This window comes from Pseudomonas sp. Ors-4-3C, from assembly GCF_055755035.1.
Genome location: NZ_CM146900.1, coordinates 2,229,598 through 2,250,930, shown reverse-complemented (window position 1 = coordinate 2,250,930; position 21,333 = coordinate 2,229,598). Strand labels below are relative to the sequence as shown.

Genomic DNA, 21,333 nt, shown 5'->3' with positions numbered 1-21,333 from the left:
ATTCCTTGTCAGAGATTGCGCGAAATAACCATGCGCTGAATGTCGCTGGTGCCTTCGTAGATCTGGCAGACGCGCACGTCGCGGTAGATGCGTTCCAGCGGGAAGTCGTTGAGGTAACCGTAACCGCCCAGCGTCTGCAACGCCATCGAGCAGACCTTCTCGGCCATTTCCGAGGCGAACAGTTTGGCCATCGAAGCCTCGACCAGCGCCGGCTGACCGCTGTCACGCAGGGCGGCGGCGTAATGCACCATTTGCCGGGCAACGGCGATCTGCGTGGCCATGTCGGCGAGACGGAAGGCTACGGCCTGGTGCTCGATGATCGGTTTGCCGAAAGTGTCGCGCTCACGGGCGTAATCGCGGGCCGCTTCGAACGCGGCACGGGCCATGCCCACCGATTGCGAAGCGATGCCGACGCGTCCGCCTTCGAGGTTGGCCAAGGCAATCTTGTAGCCTTCACCCTCCTCACCCAAGCGGTTGGCGACCGGCACTTTCACGTCTTCAAACAGAATCTGGCAGGTGTCCGAGGCATGCTGGCCGAGCTTGTCTTCGACCCGGGCGACTTTGTAGCCCGCTGAATCGGTGGGCACGATGAACGCCGTGATGCCGCGTTTGCCGGCACTCGGGTCAGTCACCGCAAACACGATCACGATCCCCGCATTCTGCCCAGAAGTGATGAACTGTTTGCAGCCGTTGAGCACGTAGTGATCGCCTTCGAGGCGCGCGCGGGTTTTCAGGCTGCTGGCGTCGGAGCCGGCCTGCGGTTCAGTCAGGGCGAATGCGCCGAGCATCGCGCCGCTGGCCAGCGGTTTGAGGAAGCGCTCGCGCTGATCGTCGTTGCCGAACTTGAGGATCGGCACGCAGCCCACCGAGTTGTGCACGCTCATGATGGTCGAGCAGGCGCCGTCGCCGGCGGCGATTTCTTCCAGGGCCATGGCGTAGGCCAGGTAGCCGGTATCACAACCGCCCCACTGCTCCGGCACCAGCATGCCGAAGAAGCCCAGCTCGGCCATCTCGCCGATGGCTTCCTTGGGGAAACGGTGCTCGCGATCCCACTCGGCGGCGAACGGTTTCAGTCGTTCCTCGGCGAACTGCCGAGCCATGTCGCGGATCTGGGATTGGTCTTCGTTGGGAATCATGGTGAATCCTTAAATTCAAGTCGACCCGCTTTCCCTTGTAGGAGTGAGCCTGCTCGCGATAGCGGTGGGTCATATAAATCAGTGTTGACTGACACGACGCCATCGCGAGCAGGCTCACTCCTACAAAGGGATTGCGTGAATCAATAAACGCATTCCACGGCCATCGCCGTGGCTTCGCCGCCGCCGATGCAAATCGCTGCGATCCCGCGTTTCAGGCCCTTCTGGCGCAGGGCCGAGAGCAAGGTCACCAGAATTCGCGCGCCCGAGGCACCGATCGGATGGCCCAGTGCGCAGGCGCCGCCATGCACGTTGAGCTTGTCGTGGGGGATTTCCAGATGGGTCATCGCCGCCATCGCCACCACGGCGAACGCTTCGTTGATCTCGAACAGATCGACCTCGTTCAGCGCCCAACCGGTCTTCTTCACCAGCTTCTTGATCGCGCCAATCGGTGCCACCGGGAACAGGCCCGGAGTGTCGGCAAACGCCGCGTGGCCGTGAATTACCGCCAGTGGTTTCAGACCGAGTTTCTGTGCCTGCGACTGGCGCATCAGCACCAGTGCCGCCGCACCGTCGGAGATCGAACTGGAGTTCGCCGCCGTCACCGTGCCGCCTTCGCGGAACGCCGGTTTCAGTGAGGCGACCTTGTCCAGTTTGGCTTTCGGCGGCTGCTCGTCGTTGCTGATCAGCAGCTGTTCTTTGCCGACGGTCACGGTCAGCGGGACGATCTCGGCCTTGAAGCTGCCGTCCTTGATCGCCTGCTGGGCGCGGGTGGTCGAGGCGATAGCAAAGGCATCCTGGGCTTCGCGGCTGAAGTCGTTGGTTTCGGCGCAGTCTTCGGCGAAGGTGCCCATGAGACGGCCCTTGTCGTAGGCGTCTTCGAGGCCGTCGAGGAACATCGAGTCGAGCACCCGGCCATGGCCCATGCGGTAACCGGCGCGTGCACGATCAAGCAAATATGGCGAGTTGGACATGCTTTCCATGCCGCCGGCGATCACCACGTCGGCGCTGCCGGCCAGCAGCATGTCGTGAGCAAGAATGGTGGTTTCCATGCCCGAGCCGCACATCTTGTTGACCGTGGTGCAACGGGTGGATTTATCCAGCCCGGCACCCAGAGCCGCCTGACGGGCCGGTGCCTGACCGAGGCCGGCGGGCAATACGCAACCGAACAGCACTTCGTCGACCGCATCGCTGGCGACGCCTGCGCGTTCAACCGCGGCCTTGATCGCGGCGGCGCCCAGTTGCGGCGCGGTGAGGCTTTTCAGCTCGCCCTGAAAACCGCCCATCGGGGTGCGGACGGCGCTGACGATGACAATTGGATCGTTGGAAAGGCTCATGACAAATCCTCCTTACTTGGCGGCCATGCGCAAGGCGCCGTCGAGACGGATCACCTCACCGTTGAGCATGCTGTTTTCGATGATATGCCGAACCAGCGCGGCGTACTCGGCGGGTTTCCCAAGACGCGGCGGGAACGGTACGCCGGCGGCCAGCGACTCGCGCACTTCCGGGGTCATGCCGGCCATCATCGGGGTTTCGAAAATGCCTGGAGCGATGGTCATCACGCGGATGCCGAAGCGCGCCAGTTCGCGGGCGGCCGGCAGGGTCAGGCTGGCGATTGCGCCTTTGGAGGCGGAATACGCGGCCTGGCCGATCTGCCCGTCGAACGCTGCGACCGATGCGGTGTTGATGATCACCCCGCGCTCGCCGTCAGCATTCGCCTCGCTCTCGGCGATGGCCGCTGCGGCCAGACGCAGCATGTTGAAGCTGCCGATCAGGTTGACGTTGATCACTTGGGCAAAACTGGCCAGAGCATGCGGGCCGTTCTTGCCGAGAATCTTCTCGCCCCGGACGATGCCGGCGCAGTTGACCAGACCGTTAAGGCTGCCAAAGGCTTTGAGCGTGGCCTGCACGGCGGCTTCGGCAGCGGCTTCATTGCTGATGTCGGCGACGACGCTTTGCGCGCCGAGGCGCTGGGCCTGCGCGGCTACCGCTTCGGCGTTCATGTCCACCAGCATCACTTTGGCGCCGGCGTTGACCAGCAACTCAGCGGTGGCGGCACCCAGGCCGGAGGCGCCGCCGGTGACGATAAAAACCTTGTTCTCGATCTGCATGACTGACTTCCTGATTCAAGCTGAAACGTTGTGCGCCGCGGCCTCTTGAGCCTTGGCGATTTCCTGGTTGCGCAAGATAAAGCGCTGCAATTTGCCGCTTGGGGTTTTCGGCAATTCGCTGACAAATTCGATTTCACGCGGGTACGAATGCGCGGCCAGACGTTTGCGCACGTGTTGCCGCAACTCCTCGGCCAGCGCCGGTTCGGCGCGGTATTGCGGGTTGAGCACGACGAAGGCTTTGACCAGCTCGGTGCGCTCCGGGTCAGGCTTGCCGACCACGGCCGCTTCGACCACCGCCGGGTGTTCGATCAGCGCGCTTTCGACGTCGAACGGGCCGACGCGGTAGCCCGAGGTGGTGATCACGTCATCACTGCGACCGACAAAGCTGATGCTGCCGTCCGGGTTCCACTCCACGGTGTCGCCGCTGAGGTAGTAATCGCCGACGAAGGCTTTGGTTGTCACGCCTTGGTAACCGCCGAACCAGCACATCGGCGACTGTGTACGGTCGATGGCGAGGATGCCCGGCTGGCCAACGCCGAGTTCGTTGTACTGCTCGTCGAGCACCACGATGCGATGCCCCGGCGAGGCGAAACCGGCGGCGCCAAGGTGGATCGGGTGCTCCAGCCCGTGGTGGTTGCACAGGACCATGCCCAGTTCGGTCTGGCCGTAATGATCGTGAATGACTACGCCGAGGTTGTCGGCGAACCAGCGGATCACTTCCGGGTTGAGCGGCTCGCCGGCGCTGCTGACGATGCGCAGCTTGCCCTTGATCGACTTGGCGAACTCGTTGCCACCGGCAATCAGCAAGCGGTACGCGGTCGGCGAGCCGGTGAGATTGGTGATGCCATATTTGTTGATCACCCGGCAGGTGCTTTCGAGGGTGAACGGGCCATCGTAAAAGGTGATCGGGTGCCCCATCGACAGAGGGCCGGTGACGCCGAAATAGATGCCGTAGGCCCAGCCCGGATCGGCGACGTTCCAGAACGAATCTTCAGGACGCAGATCCACCGCGTCGCGGGTGTAGCTCTGGAACGCGACGATGGCCTTGAGCGGCACCGACAGCGCTTTCGACGGACCGGTGGTGCCCGAGGTGAACATCAGCAGGAACGGCTCTTCACCCGTCAGCAGCACCGGCTCGCAGAGATTGGAATAGTTGGCCAGCTCGGCCCAGAAACTGAAATCGCCACGGACGATGCCCTGGCCCTTGGCGCCGCCGACGGTGACGATGGTCGGGCAATCGTTGACCTCAGCGAGTTTCGGCCGGTTGACCGCGTCGGTGACTACCACTTTGGCGCCGGAACTGTTCAGCCGATGTTCGATGGCCTTGGGGCCGAACGCGGTGAACAGTGGCTGATACACCGCGCCGATGCGCCAGGTGGCGAATACGGTGATGAGCAATTCGATGTTGCGTGGCAGCAGGCCGGCGACCTTGTCGCCCTTCTGCACGCCCTGGGCGAGAAGGAAATTGGCGAAACGCGCGGCTTTGTCTTGCAGCTCGCTGAAGGTGTACGTGGCACTCGCGCCGTCGCGGCCCTCCCAGAACAACGCAATGCGCCCCGGCAAGGCATGGCGGTCGCAACATTCGACGCAGGCGTTGAGCGCCTCCAGCGTGCCGCTAAGCGCAGCGTCCACGGTGTGCTGATAGTTGAACTGTTCGGTGGCAGACAAGTAATCGCGCATTGCCAGAATCCCTCTGTGTTTTTATTAGGCTGGGAACCGTAAACAACACAGGGATAGTCGCGCTGCGGCGCGGAGGCGGCAATGGTCAAAGCTGTCAATCTGGCTGATTGGTTTGGCCAAGATTCCAGAGATGTGCCGCCTGGACTGGCGCCTTCGGGAGCAAGCCCCCTCCCACAAGGGAATTGCATTGCAAAGGGAGGATCACTGTGAAAGCTGCAATCACAGAAGATTGCATTTCAAAGAATGCTCCACCTGTGAAAACCAGGAAGACTGCAATCACAGGAAGAATGCATTTCAAATGTGGGAGGGGGCTTGCTCCCGAAGAGGCCCGATCAGGCGACTGACAATCCGGATCAGACGGCTTCGTTAAGGATCAACGTGCGGTAATGCCCCGGATTCGACCCGGACCACTTGCGAAACGCCTTGTAGAACGAACTCGCATCGGCAAACCCCAGCCGCGTGGCGATTTCGACGAAGCTGATCGACGGTTCGGCCAGCCAGGTAATTGCCAGTTCCTTGCGCACGCTGTCCTTGAGCCCCTGATAGGTCTGCCCCTCCTCGGACAATCGCCGGCGCAGGGTCGAGGCGGACATGCACAGTTGTTGCGCCAGCGCCTCGGTCTCCGGCCACTGTTCGGCGGGCAATTGCCGCAGATCCTGCTTGATCCGGCTGGCAAGGCTTTCCGGGTCGCGGTACTTCACCAGAATGTTTGCCGGCGCATGGGCCAGAAAGCGTTTCAGCTCTTCGGCCGTACGCTTGATCGGCAGATCGAGACAATCAGCAGCAAAGATCATCCGCGTGCGCGGACGGTCGAAGCGCAGGTTTTCCGAGAACATCACCCGGTAGTCGTCGCAGAAATCCGGCTCGGCGCAGCGCAACTCGATCGCCAGAATCGGAATCCGCCGCCCCGCCAGCCAGCACGCCACGCCGTGGACGATCATCCAGTAAGTGAAATAGGTGAAGGCCCGGCGGGGTTCGGGGTCGTCTTCGAGCAGGACGATTTCCGCCAGACTTTGCTGATGCAGCAGTTGCGCCGGGATTTTTTCCAGCATCAGCGAGAGGAAGTTCAGCCCGCTGTTGAGCCCGGCGGCCAGCGTCGGTTGCGCCATGGCGCTGCGGCAAAGGAACTCAAGACTGCCGGACTTGAGCTTGCGCGGATCCATGCCGAAGAACTCGTCATCACCGCGCCGGGCCAGCAATCGCCAGAGTTTCGCGTATTGCGAGGCCGGCACCCGGCCCTGTTCGCTGTCCAGCAGGGCCGGAGCAATCCCGACCTTGTTCAAGACTTCATCCGTGGCCACGCCCGGGGCACAACTTTGCAGCAGCGCTTCACGCACCAGTTGAACGGCGATGGTGTCTTTTTCCGACATGGAGCGAGGCAGACCTTGTTGTTTTCGAGTGAGGGGCATCTTAACGCAGTCATCCGATTCACCGAAAACCCTGTAGGAGCTGCCGAAGGCTGCGATCTTTTGATCTTGTTTTTTAAAGTCAAAATCCAAAGTCAAAAGATCGCAGCCTTCGGCAGCTCCTACAGAGGTTCTGTGCGGGGCGAAAAAACATGCCGTTCAGCGAATGTTCAGGTAAATGTCAACCACCCCCATTTGGGAATGAGTGTCATTATGTTACAACTTAGCCACCTATCTAAAACTCGTGGTTGCCTGAATGCTCGTTCCCTTTCTGATCATGCTGCGCGAAGGCATCGAAGCCGCGCTGATCGTTGGCATCATCGCCAGCTACCTGCAACAAACCGGCCGTGGCCAGTGGATGCCTGCGGTGTGGATCGGCGTGTTTCTCGCTGCGGCCCTGGCGCTGCTGGTCGGCGGTGGCCTGGAACTGGTGAGCGCCGAATTCCCGCAGAAACAGCAGGAGTTGTTCGAAGGCATTGTCGGACTGGTCGCGGTGGGCATTCTCAGCTCGATGGTGTTCTGGATGCGCAAAGTCGCGCGTTCGATCAAGCATTCGCTGCAGGCCTCGCTCGATCACGCCCTGACCTCGTCAAAGCATCAAGTGATCGCGCTGATCGCCATGGTGTTCTTCGCCGTGGCTCGCGAAGGGCTGGAAACCGTGTTCTTCCTGCTCGCCGTATTTCAGCAGAGCGAAGGCCCGGGCGCGCCAATCGGTGCCCTGCTCGGCCTGGTGCTGGCGATCATTGTCGGCTTCCTGATCTACAGCGGCAGCATGCGCCTGAACCTGTCGGCGTTCTTCAAGTGGACCGGGTTGTTCATTCTGGTGGTCGCCGCCGGGATTCTTGCCAACTCGGTGCAGGCGCTGCATGAGGCCGGGGTGTGGAATCACCTGCAAACCGTGCTCTTCGACTTCAGCGCGACGCTACCGATGGATGGCCCGCTGGGTTCGGTGCTGGCCGGCATGTTCGGCTATCAGGATGCACCGACCGTCAGCACCCTCGGTGCCTATCTGATCTATCTGGTGGTGGCGCTGGTGATGTTCTTCTACCCCACCGCGCCGGTCAGCACTAAAGCCGCTGCCAAAACGACTTCCGCTTCCAGCCAATAAGGGCATCCATGTCAAAGCCTAATACTCCTCAGGCCTCCCCTCCCCGCGCCTTGCGCTGGGCGGTGGCCGGTTCGGTGGTCGTGATGATCGCCGCCGGTGGCTTGTTCTACTACGCCTCGAAAATGGCCGCGGCCAAGCGGCAGCACAACCATGATGAAGTGGTGGTGAACATCAACGCGCACAGCTGCGATCCGAACGAGCTGACGGTTCCCGCCGGTCGCGCCAGTTTCCGCATCGTCAACCGCTCCGACCGGGCGGTGGAGTGGGAAATTCTCGACGGCGTGCTGGTGATCGAAGAGCGCGAGAACATCGCCCCCGGCCTGAGCCAGGTGATCAACGCCAATCTGCAACCCGGCGACTACGCGATTACCTGCGGTCTGCTGAGCAATCCGCGTGGCGTGCTGCACGTAACGCCGACTGCTGCCTCCGATGAGGCCGCCAAGGCCAAACCGTCGATGGTCGCGTTCGTCGGGCCGCTGTCGGAATTCCGCGTGTATCTGGCGACTCAGGGCAGCGCGCTGATCAGAGCCGTGACCGCACTGAATCAGGCGATTGCCAGCGGCGACCTGGCCCAGGCGCAAGCGCTGTACCTGCCGGCCCGTGCCGCTTACCAGCGTCTGGCGCCTGCCGCGCAACGCCTGGCGGAACTGGACAACAGCATCAATGCCCGCGCCGATTACTTCGAAAAACGCGAACAGGATCCAGCGTTCGTCGGTTTCCACCGGATCGAATACGCGCTGTTTCAGCAACGCAGCCTCGACGGCTTGAACCCAGTGGCCGAGCGTCTGCTGGCCGACGTCACCACCCTCAAACAGCAACTGTTGGCGCAATCGCTGCCGCCGGAGCAACTGGTGAGCATCGTGGTGCGCAACCTCAACACCCTGGCCGACGTGCGCGCCGCCAGCGGTGAAGAGGAACGCTACAGCCACGGCGACCTCAACGGTTTTGCCGGCAACCTGGAAACCGCACACAAGGTGGTCGAGCTGCTGCGGCCGATGCTGACCAAGTCAGCGCCGGATCTGCTGCCGAAAATCGACGCGGCGCTGAGTGATTTCGACAGCGTACTGAATAGCTTCAAGGTCAAGGACGGTTACGCCACTTACGACACGGTCAGTGGCGAACAACGCAAACAGATCGCCGACAAGGCTCAGGCCCTGGCTGACGCTCTGGATGGCATCGATCCCGCCCTCGGCCTTTCCGGCCTGTAAGCAGAAGACGAATACCGATGAAAGATTTGCAAAACCTCGATCTGCAACGTCGCCGCCTCCTGATGGGCATGGGCGTCGCTGGCGTCGCACTGGCCGGTTCGGCCCTGAGCTGTCCGGCGATGGCTGCGGCCCCGGCACAAGTGACCGAAGCCCCGAGCAGCGACAAGACCGAAGATCGCCACGACTTCCACGGCGTGCACCAGACCGGCATCGTCACCCCGCGGCCGGCGGCCGGCATGTTCGTTTCGTTCGACGTACTGGCCAGTGATCGCGAAGACCTGGAGCGGCTGTTCCGCACCCTCAACGAGCGCATCGCGTTCCTGATGAAGGGCGGCCCGGTGGCACAGATCGACCCGAAACTGCCGCCGCCGGATTCCGGCATTCTCGGGCCGGTGGTGACCCCGGACAACCTGACCATCACCGTCTCCGTAGGCGAATCGTTATTCGACGAGCGCTTCGGTCTGGCCGCAGCCAAACCCAAGCGCCTGCAACGCATGGTCGGTTTCCCCAACGATGCGCTGGAGGCTGATTGCTGCCACGGCGACCTGAGCCTGCAATTCTGCTCGAACACCGCCGACACCAACATTCACGCCCTGCGGGACATCGTCAAGAACCTGCCGGACCTGCTGCTGGTGCGCTGGAAACAGGAAGGCAGCGTGCCGCCACAAGCCCCGGCCAAACCGGGAGTGCCGGCGCAATCGGCGCGTAACTTCCTCGGTTTCCGTGACGGCTCGGCCAACCCCGATTCCAACGACGCCAAAGCGATGGACAAGATTGTCTGGGTGCAACCGGGCAGCGATGAGCCGGCGTGGGCGGCCCACGGCAGCTATCAAGCGGTGCGGATCATCCGCAACTTCGTCGAGCGTTGGGACCGTACACCGCTGCAGGAACAGGAAAGCATCATCGGTCGGGTCAAGACCAGTGGTGCGCCGATGGGCGCCAACCACGAGACCGAAGTCCCCGATTACAGCAAAGACCCGGAAGGCAAACTGACCAAACTCGACGCGCACATTCGCCTGGCCAACCCGCGCACCGCCGCGAGTCAGGCCAATCTGATCCTGCGCCGGCCGTTCAACTACTCCAACGGTGTGAACAAGAACGGCCAGTTGGACATGGGCCTGCTGTTCATCTGCTACCAGGCCGATCTGGAAAAAGGCTTCATCACCGTGCAGACCCGGCTCAACGGCGAGCCGCTTGAGGAATACCTCAAACCGGTCGGCGGCGGTTACTTCTTCACCCTTCCGGGTGTCACCGGCGACAAGGATTTCATCGGTCGCTCGCTGCTCAACGCCACACAACCCAAAACAGCTGCATAACCATAAAAACCTTCGGAGCCGCTCCATGAAAAAGTCGCCACTCGCGTTACTGCTGACCCTCGGTTTGCTCAACACCCCGCTTTCGGCGTTCGCCGCGACGGCGCCATTGGATCTGGTCGGCCCGGTGTCGGACTACAAGATCTACGTCACCGAGCAATTGGATCAACTGGGCACTCACACCAAACAATTCACCGATGCGGTGAAGAAAGGTGATCTGGCCACCGCGCAGAAGCTTTACGCGCCGACCCGCGTCTACTACGAGTCGATCGAGCCGATCGCCGAGCTGTTCAGTGACCTCGATGCGTCCATCGACTCCCGCGTCGACGACCACGAAAAAGGCGTGAAGGCCGAAGACTTCACCGGTTTCCATCGCATCGAATATTCGCTGTTCTCGGAGAAGAGCACTCAGGGCCTGAACGACCTGGCAGACAAACTGGACAAAGACGTCCAGGACCTGCAAACCCGCGTCGCAGGCCTGACCTTCCCGCCTGAGAAAGTCGTCGGTGGTGCTGCCGCGCTGTTGGAAGAAGTCGCCGCAACCAAGATCTCCGGTGAAGAAGACCGCTACAGCCACACTGACCTGTATGACTTCCAGGGCAACATCGACGGCGCGAAGAAAATCGTCGACCTGTTCCGTCCGCAGATCGAGAAACAGGACAAGGCGTTCGTCGCCAAAGTCGACAAGAACTTCGCCACCGTGGACAAGATCCTCGCCAAGTACAAGACCAAGGATGGTGGTTTCGAGACTTATGACAAAGTGAAGGATGCAGACCGCAAGGCGCTGGTTGGCCCGGTCAATACTTTGGCTGAAGATCTGTCCACGTTGCGTGGCAAGCTCGGTCTGAACTGAGTTTTTGTAGCGCCTGATCCGGCCCCTTCGCGAGCAAGCCCGCTCCCACATTAGGCCTGTGTCGATCACCTTGTTTGTGGTCAACACAGCCCCCTGTGGGAGCGGGCTTGCTCGCGAAAGCGGTCGAAGCCGCACCGAATAATCTGAAGGGTTACAAAATCCGATAGAGCAACCGCTCAATCCGAACCCGACTCACCCGCTTGAGAAACTTCGCCACCCCCGCCGGGTACTCCGGCAGTGTCTCCAGGCTCTGGAAGCTGGCAATCCGCGTGGTATTGCGGAAAATTTCTTCCTGCTCCTTCGCCCGTGGCGCCAGCCACTCGCCTTGCGGATCATCGATCAGCAGCGCGTTTTCCAGGTCCAGGCGAAACGCCCGTGGATTGAGGTTGTTGCCGGTCAGCAACGTATAACGCTGGTCGACCCACATGCCCTTGAGGTGATAGCTGTTGTCGCCGTCACGCCACAGATGCAGGTTCAACTGGCCGCTGTCGATGTTGCGCTGATGCCGCTTGGCGAAGCGGCGCAGGCTGATTTCGTACAGATACGGCAGCGCCGCGATCACCTTGAACGGTTCGCTCGGCGGAATGTAGAAGTCGTTGGCCGTCTTGTCGCCAACCACGATGTCGATCTTCACTCCACGGGCCAGTGCGCGGTTGACCTCGCGGATGATCGGCAGCGGCAGATTGAAGTACGGGGTGCAAATGGTCAGTTGCTGTTGCGCGCTGGCGATCAGCTCGACAATCACCCGGTTCAACGGGTTGTTCTTGCCCACGCCCAGCAGCGGACTCACCGACAGGCCGGTGTGCGCCGTGCTGCCGGCGCTGGTGTCGTACGCCGCATATTTGAGACGGCTGCGCAGATCGCCGATGTCGTTGCGCAGGCTGCGGGTGGTCGGCAGGTTCGGCAGATCGAGGCGATGCACGGCCTTGGATTCGATCAGACCGTGCTTGACCAGATGCTGCATCGAGTCGGCCAGTTCGCGGTTTTCGATGACGTGATAGCGGTCGAACCGGTACTTGTCGAACTTGTGCAGGTAGACATTGTTCAGGCTCGCACCGCTGTAAACCACGCAATCGTCGATCACGAAGCCTTTCAGATGCAGCACGCCAAACAACTCGCGGGTCTGCACCGGAACGCCGTAGACCGGCACTTCACTCTGGTGTGTGCGGGTCATTTCCTGATACCACGCCGAGTTGCCCGGCTGTTTGCCGGCACCGATCAAGCCGCGCTGGGCGCGCAGCCAGTCGACGACCACGACGATTTCCAGCTCCGGACGCTTGAGCTTGGCGGCGTGCAAGGCATCGAGAATTTCCTGACCGGCCTCGTCGTGCTGCAGGTACAGCGCAACGATGTAGATGCGTTGGGTCGCCTCGGCGATTTTCTCCAGCAGGCAACGACGGAACTCGGCGGCGCCGGACAGAATGGTCACGGCCTCGGCAGTCAGCGGAAAGCTGCGCAGTTTGGGCAGCAAAGAGCGTTTGAAAAGCAACGGCATAGGGCTCGCAATGGGTCGAATCCGAAGAACCCGAGAGCTTACACCATCAACCGGTTCGGGTCTTGTTACTGTCTGTAATGACGCCTTCGCGAGCAGGCTCGCTCCCACAAAGGATCGCATTTCAAATGTGGGAGCGAGCCTGCTCGCGAAAGCAATCTGAAAATCACTGCTTGACCAAGGAGAACGATCGTTCTACTGTTCGCCACATGAACAAAATCACTGACACCTCGACCCGCGACATCATTCTGGATGTCACCGAAAAGTTGATCTACAAAAGTGGCATCGCCGCCACCGGCATGGATCTTCTGGTGAAAACCGCCGGCGTCTCCAGAAAAAGCATCTACCGCTACTTCGCCAACAAGGAGGAGCTGACCGTCGCTGCCCTGCAACGCCGCGATGTGCGCTGGATGCACTGGTACCGCAGCGCCGTGGATCAGGGCGAAACCCCGGCCGACCGCCTGCTCAACCTGTTTACCGTACTCAAAAGCTGGTTCGCCTCGGAAGGCTTCCGCGGCTGCGCCTTCATCAATACCAGCGGCGAAACCGGCGATCCCGAAGACCCGGTGCGCCAGGTCGCCAAAGACCACAAACAGAAACTGCTCGACTACCTGTGCGAGCTGTGTACCGAACATGGCGTCGAAGATCCGCAACGTCTGGCCAGACAATTGCTGATCCTGATTGACGGCGCCATTACCGTAGCGCTGGTGATGGGTGATCACAGTGCCGCTGATAATGCGCAATGCATGGCGCGTAAGTTATTGGACCTGTAACGCCTTAAATAAGCCTCAACCGTTGTTTAATCGTTAATTAGATCGGGAGACTGAAAATGTCGACTGCTGCCCAAGTGCGTCCGCCTTTACCGCCGTTCAACCGTGAATCGGCTATCGAAAAAGTACGTCTGGCCGAAGATGGCTGGAACTCTCGCGATCCCGAGAAGGTGTCGTTGGCCTACACCCTCGATACGAAGTGGCGCAACCGCGCCGAGTTCGCCAACAACCGCGAAGAAGCCAAGGCCTTCCTGACCCGTAAATGGGCCAAGGAGCTGGACTACCGTCTGATCAAGGAACTCTGGGCGTACTCCGACACCCGCATTGCCGTGCGTTACGCCTATGAATGGCACGACGATTCGGGCAACTGGTTTCGCTCCTACGGCAATGAAAACTGGGAGTTCGATGAGCACGGGCTGATGTTTCAACGCTATGCCTGCATCAACGACATGCCGATCAAGGAAAGCGAGCGCAAGTTCCACTGGCCGCTGGGTCGGCGTCCGGATGATCATCCGGGGCTCTCCGATCTCGGTCTCTAGTTCACATAGATCCAATTGTAGGAGTGAGCCTGCTCGCGATAGCGGTGTGTCAGTCAGCCTGAATATTGACTGTTCATACGCAATCGCGAGCAGGCTCACTCCTACAGGTTTTTGTGGTGTTCAGGCTACTGCGGCAGTCTTTTCAGCCTCCAGCTCGCGCACCAGCGGCAGCACACGCTTGCCGAAATACTCCACCTCCTCCTGAAAGTGCAGAAACCCTGCCAGCACCAGATCCACCCCCACCGCTTTCAACGCCACAATCCGCTCGGCAATCTGCTGTGGCGTGCCGATCAGGTTGGTCTTGAAGCCATCGTTGTACTGCACCAGATCCTCGAACGTCGATTTCGCCCAGTTGCCCTCACCCTCCGGTGATGCCCTGCCCGCCTGTTTCGCTGCGTCACCGAAAGCGTTGACCGCGTCCGGGTCAGCCTGGTCGATGATCTGCGCCAGTACCGCACGCGCCTCTTCTTCAGTGTCGCGGGCGATGACGAAAGCGTTGACGCCGATTTTCACCGAATGATTGTTTGCCGCCGCTTTGGCCCGAATGTCATCGACTTGAGCCTTGATCCCCTCGACGCTGTTGCCGTTGGTGAAATACCAATCCGAAACTCGCGCCGCCATGTCTCGTGCGGCACGGGAGCTGCCGCCCTGAAAGATTTCCGGACGCCCGAGCGGTTTCGGTTTGAGGGTGTAATGGTCGAAGCGGTAGAAGTCACCGCGAAAGCTGAAGTCGTCCTGACTCCAGATCCCGCGCAACGAACGGATGAATTCCTCCGAGCGCCGATAGCGCTCATCGTGTTCCAGCCAGTGCTCGCCGATGGCCTGGAACTCGCCCTTGAACCAGCCGCTGACGATGTTCACCGCGATCCGGCCGTTGGTGAGTTGATCGATGGTCGCCAACTGCTTGGCCGCCAGCGCCGGTTGCCACGGCCCCGGCAGAATCGCCGCGATCACCTTGAGCTTGCTGGTGGCGGCCAGCAGCGCATGACTGAACGCCACCGACTCATGCTGGAACTCGGCACCGTAACCGGCGGTAAAGCGGATCTGTGTCAGGGCATATTCAAATCCGGCAGCCTCGGCGAGTTGCGCCAGTTTGCGGTTGTAGTCGATGCCCCAGTCGGTGCGCTGCTCGATCTTGCTGACCACCAGGCCGCCACTGACGTTCGGCACCCAGTAGGCGAATTTCACGGCTTGCTTGCTCATTGGCGTGTCCTCGGGACATTGGGAAGGTCAATGGGACAGAGCAGCAAGCGTGCCAGCGTCCAGAGGGCCGGTTTATTGGGCTTGAGGCTGATGGAGTTGCATTGTTGGAGGGTGATTTGTTGTCGAGGTGTTGGGTGGGCAACAGTTGAATAGGCGGTGCCTGAGCCGACCTCTTCGCGAGCAAGCCCGCTCCCACAGGTTGAATGCATTCCAGAATGTGGGAGCGGGCTTGCTCGCGAAGGCGTCCGACGGGTCGCCGCAAAAGCCGGATACAGGTAACATGACCGACCTCCCGCAGCCCTTCTGCGCCCTGCCGAATAAGCCGATTCCATGCCTTTCGAACTCAGCGTTGACCTCACCACCCTGGCCATCCTCGCCCTCGTCGCTTTCATTGCCGGTTTCATCGACGCCATTGCCGGCGGAGGCGGTCTGTTGACCACTCCGGCGCTGCTCACCGCCGGCCTGCCGCCGCATCTGGTGCTGGGCACCAACAAACTGAGTTCGACGTTCGGCTCGGCCACCGCCAGTTTCACTTTCTACCGACGCAAACTGTTCCACCCTCGGCAGTGGATGCACGCGATCGTCGGCACCCTGGTCGGCGCGCTCACCGGGGCCATCGTCGCGCACTACCTGCCGGCGGAATGGCTGAACAAGATGCTGCCGGTGATCGTCTTCGCTTGTGGCCTGTATCTGTTGTTCGGCGGCACGCCCAAAGCGCCGCTGGACAGCGACGCGCCGATCAAGAAGAAATGGCAATCGACCCAAGGCTTCAGCCTCGGTTTCTACGACGGCGTGGCCGGCCCCGGCACGGGTGCGTTCTGGACGGTCAGCAGCCTGCTGCTCTACCCGATCGATCTGGTCAAGGCCAGCGGGGTGGCGCGCAGTATGAACTTCGTCAGCAACATTGCGGCGCTGTCAGTGTTCGTGTTTTCCGGGCAAGTGGACTGGATCATCGGCCTGAGCATGGGCCTGTCGGTGATGGTCGGCGCGTTCTTCGGGGCGCGCACCGCGATCAGCGGTGGCGCCAAGTTCATTCGCCCGGTGTTCATCACCGTGGTGCTGGGCTTGACCGTGCGGCTAGCCTGGCAACACTGGTTCAGCGTGGCCTAAGCGGCGCGCCACGTAGACGTCGATCAGGTACCGGGCAATCGATTTTGACGCCGGCAACGGCGGCAAATCGTGCACGTTGAACCACTGGGCGTCTTCGATCTCGTCTTCCTGGCAGATGATTTCGCCACCGGCATATTCGGCATGGAAGCCGAGCATCATCGAATGCGGGAACGGCCAGCACTGGCTGCCCATGTACTGGATGTTCTTCACCTCGATACTGACTTCCTCGCGCACCTCGCGAATCAGGCAGTCCTCCGCCGACTCGCCCGGTTCGGCGAACCCGGCCAGCGTGCTGTAGACCCCGGTGACGAAACGCGGTGAGCGCGCCAGCAGGATCTCGTCACCACGGGTCACCAGCACGATCATGCTCGGCGAAATGCGCGGATAACTGCGCAGGTCGCACGGCTGGCAATACATCGCCCGCTCGCCCGGCACCTGCGTCATCGCCTGTCCGCAGTTGCCGCAAAACCGATGCTCGCGGGCCCAGGTGCCGATCTGCGCGGCATAGCCCAGCACTTTATAGACGGTGTGATCGCCATCGAGCATGAACGCCCGCAGGCCTTTCCAGTTGCAGCCCGGCACCTCGCTGGAACGGTGCAGCTCCAGCAGATACACCGGCTCGCCATCGAGATGGCCGATGCCGTGTTCGGCGAGGATCGACAAGTCCTGGCGCTTGAGCCATTCCCGCGGGAACAGCGCGCCGTTGTCATCGAACAGAAAGCCTTCGGGGCTGCGCGCCACGGCCCAGCCGCCGGGTTGATCGGTGTCCAGTACTGCAGTGGTCCAGCGAGCTGTCATGGTTTCTCAATCCAGAAATTCGGGTTTCTGTTTACTCATATGGGCGGCCATGGCCACGCGCAAGTCGGTGGATTGCAACATGGCGGCGTTCCAGGTGGCAACGTATTCGAGGCCGTCGTCAATGCGATGGTCGCGCATGTAGCTGATCATTTCCTTGGTGCCGGTCACGGCGATCGGCGATTTGCTGGCGATGTCACGGGCAATGTCCATCACGCCTTCGAGCAGCAGCTCCTTGTCGCCATACACGCGATTGACCAAGCCGATGCTGCGCGCTTCTTCAGCGCCGAAGGTGCGGCCGGTGTAAGCCAGTTCACGCAGCATGCCGTCCCCGATGATCCGTGGCAACCGTTGCAAAGTGCCAACATCGGCGGCCATGCCGATATCGATTTCCTTGATCGAGAATTGCGCGTCTTCGGCGGCGTAGCGCATGTCGCAGGCGGCGATCAGGTCGATGGCGCCACCGAGGCAATAACCTTGAATTGCCGCGAGCACCGGTTTGCGGCAGTTGTCGACTGCGTTGAACGAGGCTTGCAGGGTGAGGATCTTGCGCCGCAGCAGGCGTGCGTTACGGCCGACGTCCTTGCCCAGTTCATTGGCGACGCCGGCGAGCATCATCAGGTCGATGCCCGAGGAAAAGTGTTTGCCGTTGCCGCTCAGTACCACCACCCGCACTTCGTCGGTGTCATCGATCCACTGGAAAATCTCGACGATCTCGCTCCAGAACGCGGCGTTCATCGAGTTGATCTTTTCCGGACGATTGATCTGCACATGAGCGATATTGTCGGCCAGTTCGACGCTGAAGGCGGTGTATTGAGTCATGGCAGTGATCCTTTACCGGGCAAAAAATGAAGCCCGAACTATAACAAGGCATCACGATGGCGGTTCGGCCAAATGCGGGACTGACTCCAACAAGGAGATTTTTGCCGCGCCTTGATCTCTGTAGGAGCTGCCGAAGGCTGCGATCTTTTGACTTTCAAGATCAAAAGATCGCAGCCTTCGGCAGCTCCTACATGGATTGATGACACTCACTTGCCCCTGTGGGAGCCAGCCTGCTGGCGATGAAGTCACCGCCGATCTAACCGCCCTTCACCGCCACATAAGCCGCCGTCTCATAAGGCACCGTCAGCACATGCCGCCCACGCAACGCCGGCTCCGAGGCGATCAACGCGCGGATCTGCTCATCGACCTTGTCCCGTTGCGCCTGCGGCAGTGCCGCGATGAAACTGGTGGAGCGTACCCGATTGAAAATCACATCCTCCGGCGAACCGGTATGTCCATGATGAAACTGCTGCAACTGCAGCGCGCCGAACGCCGGATGTGGGAACGCCTGACGCCACTGGCCGGTGTAGTAACGCGGCGTGTCACCCTCCAGCGCGTTGACGAGGGCGTCGAGTTTCGGTACCCAGCTCACCTGCGTGTCGCGCAGGTTCCAGATCAGCCCGAGTCTGCCGCCGGGCTTTAGCACGCGGGCGATTTCGTTCAAGGCTTCGGGAGTGGCGAACCAGTGAAACGCCTGCGCGCAGACCACCGCATCCACCGACGCGTCGGGCAATGGCAGATCCGTGGCGGTGCCGCTCACCGCCAGCACCTGCGGCCAGGCGGCGGAGAGTTTTTCCAGCATCTGCGCCACCGGTTCCACGGCGATTACCTGCGCGTCGGTCGCCACCAGCCGTCCGGTGAACTTGCCGGTACCGGCACCCAGATCGATGACGGTCTTGTGACTGTCCAGACCCAACGTCTGGGTCAACCACTGGCTGACCTGCGGCGGGTAATCGGGGCGACCTTTGACGTAGGTGTCGGCGGCAGTCCTGTAGCCGGCAGCAGCGGAATGATGGACCTGATCTTTCATGGCAGTTCCTCGTGTGTCAGCGCTGGGTCATGGCGAAGCGCTGGATGGACGGCAGGCGTTCCTGAGCATAACCGCGCTATTTGCGCGTACCTTGAACAGAGCCTGACAAAGCAATGAATAAATTGCCGTCCTGCGGTGTTCAAAGTGATACATAACCCTCTGTGGAGCCTTGCCCATGACTATCCGTTCCGTTATGTTCGCCGCCCCGTTGCTGCTGGTGGCTGCGTTGTCCGCATCGATGGCGTTTGCCAACGGTGATGAAGACGCTCCCGTGCAGAAGCCCAATTGCCCCAAAGGCCAGGTCTGGGACAGCAAATCGCAGAAATGCGTGATGCAGACCAGCAGCGCCGTGCCGGATGCCGATCGGACCGATTACGCCTACAGATTGGCCAAGGACGGTCGATACGAAGAAGCCCTGGCCCTGCTCGACACCTTGAAACAACCGAACACCGCCAAGGCCCTCAACTATCGCGGTTACGCCACGCGAAAACTGGGGCGTACCGACGAGGGCATCGGCTATTACCTGCAATCGGTGAAACTCGATCCGCAGTACGCGCAAGTGCGCGAATACCTCGGCGAAGCCTACGTGATCAAAGGCCGCGTCGATCTGGCGCAGGAACAGTTGCAGCAGATCAAATCGATTTGCGGCACCTCCTGCGAGGAATACCAGGACCTGGCTGAAGCCATCAACGATTCATCGAAAACCTGAAATAAATAAAGGAACGCCATCATCGTCAGCGATCAGGCATTCAGAGCGGAACTCGGACAGCATCTGGCGCGACTGTGGCGCTACGGTCTGCTGCTGTCGCGTAATCGGCACGTGGCCGAGGATCTGGTGCAGGCCACGTGTGTGCGCGCATTGGAGCGTGCCGGGCAATATGTCGCCGGCACGCGCATGGATCGCTGGCTGCTGAGCATCCTGCATTCGATCTGGCTCAACGAAGTGCGCGCCCGCCGGGTGCGTCAGGGCGCCGGTCAGGTCGATGCCGACGGGCAACTGGCCTTCGATGGCGAATACGCTGCGCAGACTCATGTGATGGCGGCGCAGGTGATTCGCCGGGTCGATGCGTTGCCGGAAACCCAGCGCGAAACCGTGTATCTGGCTTATGTCGAAGGCCTGTCCTACCGCGAAGTCGCCGAGATCCTGCAAGTGCCGATCGGCACGGTGATGAGTCGTCTGGCCACCGCGCGCCTGAAACTGGCTGAATACCCGCCCCTGCAAGCCGTGCCGAAAATCACCGGAGGTGACCGCCCATGAACAAGCCCTCCGACGAACAACTGGTGGCCTATCTCGATGACGAGCTGGACCCCGCGTATCGCAGCCAGCTCGACAGCGCGATTGCCGACGATCCGTTGCTCAGCCTGCGCGTGCAATGGTTCGAACGCAGCAGCCTGCCGTACAAGGAGGCCTATGACGAACTGGCGCAACAGGCCCCCCTGGAACGTTTGCAGGCGCGCCTCGATGCGATTCCCTCCCCCCAACGGCCGGGCCTGAGTCGGCGCTGGTTTATCGGAGCGGCCGCCGCGAGTCTGCTGGCTGGCGGCGTATTGGCCGATCGCCTGTTCATCGCCTGGCAATCACAGCAAGCGCATAACTGGCGCGCCTTGGTCGGCGATTACATGGCGCTGTATGTGCCGCAAACCCTCGATCATTTGCCGAGCGACGAAGCCAGCCAACGCGCGCAATTACGCGCGGTGGACACGCGGCTGGGCCTGAATCTGTCACCGGCGCTGCTGAAGTTGCCGGGCGCCGAACTCAAACGTGCACAAATGCTCGAGTACGACGGCGTACCGATCGCACAACTGACCTATCTGGACGCGAAACATGGGCCGCTGGCCTTGTGCGTGACCCGCACCAATAGCGGCAGCCGGCCACTGGCGCACGAAAGGCGCCATGAAATGAACGTGGTGTACTGGACCGAAGGTGAGCATGCGTGGATGTTGATCGGGCACAACCCGGCGCAAGATCTGGAAGACCTGGCCAAGCGCTTGATCGAACGGTTGAGCGCATGAGTGCCGCTGCCACTATGCTGAGCGCGTGATTATCCAAGGAGGAAGCACCGATGCAGATTTCACCCCGCACTGCCCTGCTGGTCATCGACGTTCAGAACGACTTCACCCCGGGCGGCCAGCTGGCCGTGCCCGAAGGCGACTTGATCGTCCCGTTGATCAATCGCCTCGGCGCTCTGTTCAAACAGGTGGTCATTGCCCAGGACTGGCACCCGACCGGGCACGCGTCGTTTGCCTCGAGTCACCCCGGGCGCAAGCCCTACGATGTGATTCAGTTGCCCTACGGCGAACAGACGCTCTGGCCGGATCATTGCGTGCAGGGCACTGCAGGCGCCGAGTTTCACCCAAAGCTGGATCTGCCTCACGCGCAACTGATCATCCGCAAGGGCTGCAACCCGGACATCGACAGCTATTCGGCGTTTCTCGAGGCGGACCGGCGCACCACCACCGGTCTGGCCGGTTACCTGAAAGAACGCGGGATCGACACGGTGTACATGGTCGGTCTGGCGCTGGATTTCTGCGTGATGTACTCGGCGCTTGATGCGCGGGCGGCGGGGTTCAATGCGTTTGTGGTGCTGGATGCCTGTCGCGCCATTGACATGGATGGATCACTGGCGACGGCGATGGAGCGGATGCAAACGGCCGGGGTTGGGTTGATTCAGTCGAACCAACTCATCTGACCAACCTAAAACCCCTGTGGGAGCGGGCTTGCTCGCGAAAGCGGTGTGTCAGATAAATCTATGTCGACTG

At 61.1% G+C, this 21,333-nt stretch carries 21 protein-coding genes; 11 read left to right on the top strand and 10 right to left on the bottom strand.

Translation table 11 applies throughout. From position 1 onward, the window contains the following. Window positions 1–8: 8 nt before the first annotated feature. The 5 genes from ACVHNU_RS09930 to ACVHNU_RS09910 form a co-directional block, all read right to left on the bottom strand. Window positions 9–1,136, bottom strand: a complete 1,128-nt coding sequence (locus tag ACVHNU_RS09930) for an acyl-CoA dehydrogenase (RefSeq protein WP_473019593.1) — start codon at window positions 1,134–1,136, stop codon at window positions 9–11. A gap of 140 nt (window positions 1,137–1,276) precedes the next feature. Further along, window positions 1,277–2,470, bottom strand: coding sequence for an acetyl-CoA C-acyltransferase (locus ACVHNU_RS09925; protein ID WP_262141187.1), 1,194 nt, complete (start codon window positions 2,468–2,470; stop codon window positions 1,277–1,279). Window positions 2,471–2,482: 12 nt separating this feature from the next. Then, on the bottom strand, window positions 2,483–3,244 hold the full coding sequence (locus ACVHNU_RS09920; protein ID WP_338801863.1) for an SDR family NAD(P)-dependent oxidoreductase: 762 nt from the start codon (window positions 3,242–3,244) through the stop codon (window positions 2,483–2,485). A gap of 15 nt (window positions 3,245–3,259) precedes the next feature. Further along, complete coding sequence (locus ACVHNU_RS09915) at window positions 3,260–4,924, bottom strand: AMP-binding protein (protein ID WP_473019592.1); 1,665 nt, start codon at window positions 4,922–4,924, stop codon at window positions 3,260–3,262. Window positions 4,925–5,277: 353 nt separating this feature from the next. Next, the gene (locus ACVHNU_RS09910; protein WP_473019591.1) at window positions 5,278–6,294 is read right to left on the bottom strand and encodes an AraC family transcriptional regulator; all 1,017 of its coding nucleotides are present in this window, start codon (window positions 6,292–6,294) and stop codon (window positions 5,278–5,280) included. A 292-nt stretch (window positions 6,295–6,586) separates the two neighbouring features. Here ACVHNU_RS09910 and efeU point away from each other — a divergent pair, with 292 nt between their 5' ends. The 4 genes from efeU to efeO (ACVHNU_RS09890) are packed head-to-tail and all read left to right on the top strand — an operon-like array spanning window position 6,587 to window position 10,812. Beyond that, a complete protein-coding gene (gene efeU / locus ACVHNU_RS09905; protein WP_262141184.1) occupies window positions 6,587–7,438 on the top strand; it encodes an iron uptake transporter permease EfeU in 852 nt (283 codons plus the stop codon). An 8-nt stretch (window positions 7,439–7,446) separates the two neighbouring features. After that, entirely contained in the window at window positions 7,447–8,646 is a 1,200-nt protein-coding gene (gene efeO / locus ACVHNU_RS09900; RefSeq protein ID WP_473019590.1) for an iron uptake system protein EfeO, read from the top strand. 17 nt (window positions 8,647–8,663) lie between these two features. Beyond that, a complete protein-coding gene (gene efeB, locus ACVHNU_RS09895; protein WP_003224691.1) occupies window positions 8,664–9,962 on the top strand; it encodes an iron uptake transporter deferrochelatase/peroxidase subunit in 1,299 nt (432 codons plus the stop codon). Between the two features lie 25 nt (window positions 9,963–9,987). Next, window positions 9,988–10,812, top strand: a complete 825-nt coding sequence (gene efeO, locus ACVHNU_RS09890; protein ID WP_003224689.1) for an iron uptake system protein EfeO — start codon at window positions 9,988–9,990, stop codon at window positions 10,810–10,812. A gap of 151 nt (window positions 10,813–10,963) precedes the next feature. On the opposite strand, the gene pssA is transcribed toward efeO (ACVHNU_RS09890), so the two are convergent. Continuing rightward, window positions 10,964–12,307 (bottom strand): CDP-diacylglycerol--serine O-phosphatidyltransferase, encoded by a 1,344-nt coding sequence (pssA, locus tag ACVHNU_RS09885; protein ID WP_003224687.1) that lies wholly within the window; start codon window positions 12,305–12,307, stop codon window positions 10,964–10,966. Window positions 12,308–12,513: 206 nt separating this feature from the next. Here pssA and ACVHNU_RS09880 point away from each other — a divergent pair, with 206 nt between their 5' ends. Together ACVHNU_RS09880 and ACVHNU_RS09875 are read left to right on the top strand one after the other, a co-directional pair. Next, window positions 12,514–13,077, top strand: coding sequence for a TetR/AcrR family transcriptional regulator (locus ACVHNU_RS09880; protein ID WP_473019589.1), 564 nt, complete (start codon window positions 12,514–12,516; stop codon window positions 13,075–13,077). Window positions 13,078–13,133: 56 nt separating this feature from the next. Then, the gene (locus tag ACVHNU_RS09875; protein ID WP_098963977.1) at window positions 13,134–13,613 is read left to right on the top strand and encodes a nuclear transport factor 2 family protein; all 480 of its coding nucleotides are present in this window, start codon (window positions 13,134–13,136) and stop codon (window positions 13,611–13,613) included. 120 nt (window positions 13,614–13,733) lie between these two features. Here ACVHNU_RS09875 and sfnG read toward each other — a convergent pair whose 3' ends face one another. Beyond that, window positions 13,734–14,816 carry a dimethylsulfone monooxygenase SfnG gene (sfnG, locus tag ACVHNU_RS09870; RefSeq protein WP_003224682.1) on the bottom strand — a complete coding sequence of 361 codons (1,083 nt, stop codon included), beginning with the start codon at window positions 14,814–14,816 and terminating at the stop codon, window positions 13,734–13,736. A 330-nt stretch (window positions 14,817–15,146) separates the two neighbouring features. On the opposite strand from sfnG, the gene ACVHNU_RS09865 reads away from it, so the two are divergent. Continuing rightward, a complete protein-coding gene (locus ACVHNU_RS09865; RefSeq protein WP_003224680.1) occupies window positions 15,147–15,926 on the top strand; it encodes a TSUP family transporter in 780 nt (259 codons plus the stop codon). Here ACVHNU_RS09865 and nudC read toward each other — a convergent pair. The 3 genes from nudC to ACVHNU_RS09850 form a co-directional block, all read right to left on the bottom strand. Then, window positions 15,894–16,724: an NAD(+) diphosphatase gene (nudC, locus tag ACVHNU_RS09860; protein WP_473019588.1), complete on the bottom strand. Its 831-nt coding sequence runs from the start codon at window positions 16,722–16,724 to the stop codon at window positions 15,894–15,896. The genes ACVHNU_RS09865 and nudC overlap by 33 nt on opposite strands. 6 nt (window positions 16,725–16,730) lie before the next feature. Continuing rightward, a complete protein-coding gene (locus tag ACVHNU_RS09855) occupies window positions 16,731–17,543 on the bottom strand; it encodes a crotonase/enoyl-CoA hydratase family protein (protein WP_003224676.1) in 813 nt (270 codons plus the stop codon). 256 nt (window positions 17,544–17,799) lie between these two features. After that, window positions 17,800–18,573 carry a class I SAM-dependent methyltransferase gene (locus ACVHNU_RS09850; protein ID WP_103522376.1) on the bottom strand — a complete coding sequence of 258 codons (774 nt, stop codon included), beginning with the start codon at window positions 18,571–18,573 and terminating at the stop codon, window positions 17,800–17,802. Between the two features lie 175 nt (window positions 18,574–18,748). On the opposite strand from ACVHNU_RS09850, the gene ACVHNU_RS09845 reads away from it, so the two are divergent. From ACVHNU_RS09845 to pncA, 4 genes are all read left to right on the top strand, one after another. Next, the gene (locus tag ACVHNU_RS09845) at window positions 18,749–19,282 is read left to right on the top strand and encodes a tetratricopeptide repeat protein (RefSeq protein ID WP_103483362.1); all 534 of its coding nucleotides are present in this window, start codon (window positions 18,749–18,751) and stop codon (window positions 19,280–19,282) included. A 90-nt stretch (window positions 19,283–19,372) separates the two neighbouring features. Next, on the top strand, window positions 19,373–19,831 hold the full coding sequence (locus tag ACVHNU_RS09840) for a sigma-70 family RNA polymerase sigma factor (RefSeq protein WP_473020060.1): 459 nt from the start codon (window positions 19,373–19,375) through the stop codon (window positions 19,829–19,831). Then, the gene (locus ACVHNU_RS09835; protein WP_473019587.1) at window positions 19,828–20,586 is read left to right on the top strand and encodes an anti-sigma factor family protein; all 759 of its coding nucleotides are present in this window, start codon (window positions 19,828–19,830) and stop codon (window positions 20,584–20,586) included. The genes ACVHNU_RS09840 and ACVHNU_RS09835 overlap by 4 nt, the downstream gene beginning before the upstream one ends. Before the next feature lie 50 nt (window positions 20,587–20,636). Continuing rightward, window positions 20,637–21,263 carry a bifunctional nicotinamidase/pyrazinamidase gene (gene pncA / locus ACVHNU_RS09830; RefSeq protein WP_473019586.1) on the top strand — a complete coding sequence of 209 codons (627 nt, stop codon included), beginning with the start codon at window positions 20,637–20,639 and terminating at the stop codon, window positions 21,261–21,263. The last annotated feature ends 70 nt before the right edge of the window (window positions 21,264–21,333 follow it).

What these genes read in the sequence shown, in the direction of transcription:
- pncA (WP_473019586.1), top strand. Translation starts at nt 20,637, where the DNA reads ATGCAGATTTCACCCCGCACTGCCCTGCTGGTCATCGACGTTCAGAAC.
- ACVHNU_RS09930 (WP_473019593.1), bottom strand. Translation starts at nt 1,136, where the DNA reads ATGATTCCCAACGAAGACCAATCCCAGATCCGCGACATGGCTCGGCAG.
- ACVHNU_RS09925 (WP_262141187.1), bottom strand. Translation starts at nt 2,470, where the DNA reads ATGAGCCTTTCCAACGATCCAATTGTCATCGTCAGCGCCGTCCGCACC.
- ACVHNU_RS09880 (WP_473019589.1), top strand. Translation starts at nt 12,514, where the DNA reads ATGAACAAAATCACTGACACCTCGACCCGCGACATCATTCTGGATGTC.
- efeB (WP_003224691.1), top strand. Translation starts at nt 8,664, where the DNA reads ATGAAAGATTTGCAAAACCTCGATCTGCAACGTCGCCGCCTCCTGATG.
- efeO (WP_003224689.1), top strand. Translation starts at nt 9,988, where the DNA reads ATGAAAAAGTCGCCACTCGCGTTACTGCTGACCCTCGGTTTGCTCAAC.
- efeU (WP_262141184.1), top strand. Translation starts at nt 6,587, where the DNA reads ATGCTCGTTCCCTTTCTGATCATGCTGCGCGAAGGCATCGAAGCCGCG.
- ACVHNU_RS09920 (WP_338801863.1), bottom strand. Translation starts at nt 3,244, where the DNA reads ATGCAGATCGAGAACAAGGTTTTTATCGTCACCGGCGGCGCCTCCGGC.
- efeO (WP_473019590.1), top strand. Translation starts at nt 7,447, where the DNA reads ATGTCAAAGCCTAATACTCCTCAGGCCTCCCCTCCCCGCGCCTTGCGC.
- nudC (WP_473019588.1), bottom strand. Translation starts at nt 16,724, where the DNA reads ATGACAGCTCGCTGGACCACTGCAGTACTGGACACCGATCAACCCGGC.
- ACVHNU_RS09850 (WP_103522376.1), bottom strand. Translation starts at nt 18,573, where the DNA reads ATGAAAGATCAGGTCCATCATTCCGCTGCTGCCGGCTACAGGACTGCC.
- sfnG (WP_003224682.1), bottom strand. Translation starts at nt 14,816, where the DNA reads ATGAGCAAGCAAGCCGTGAAATTCGCCTACTGGGTGCCGAACGTCAGT.
- ACVHNU_RS09845 (WP_103483362.1), top strand. Translation starts at nt 18,749, where the DNA reads ATGACTATCCGTTCCGTTATGTTCGCCGCCCCGTTGCTGCTGGTGGCT.
- ACVHNU_RS09855 (WP_003224676.1), bottom strand. Translation starts at nt 17,543, where the DNA reads ATGACTCAATACACCGCCTTCAGCGTCGAACTGGCCGACAATATCGCT.
- ACVHNU_RS09835 (WP_473019587.1), top strand. Translation starts at nt 19,828, where the DNA reads ATGAACAAGCCCTCCGACGAACAACTGGTGGCCTATCTCGATGACGAG.
- ACVHNU_RS09910 (WP_473019591.1), bottom strand. Translation starts at nt 6,294, where the DNA reads ATGTCGGAAAAAGACACCATCGCCGTTCAACTGGTGCGTGAAGCGCTG.
- ACVHNU_RS09865 (WP_003224680.1), top strand. Translation starts at nt 15,147, where the DNA reads ATGCCTTTCGAACTCAGCGTTGACCTCACCACCCTGGCCATCCTCGCC.
- ACVHNU_RS09915 (WP_473019592.1), bottom strand. Translation starts at nt 4,924, where the DNA reads ATGCGCGATTACTTGTCTGCCACCGAACAGTTCAACTATCAGCACACC.
- ACVHNU_RS09875 (WP_098963977.1), top strand. Translation starts at nt 13,134, where the DNA reads ATGTCGACTGCTGCCCAAGTGCGTCCGCCTTTACCGCCGTTCAACCGT.
- pssA (WP_003224687.1), bottom strand. Translation starts at nt 12,307, where the DNA reads ATGCCGTTGCTTTTCAAACGCTCTTTGCTGCCCAAACTGCGCAGCTTT.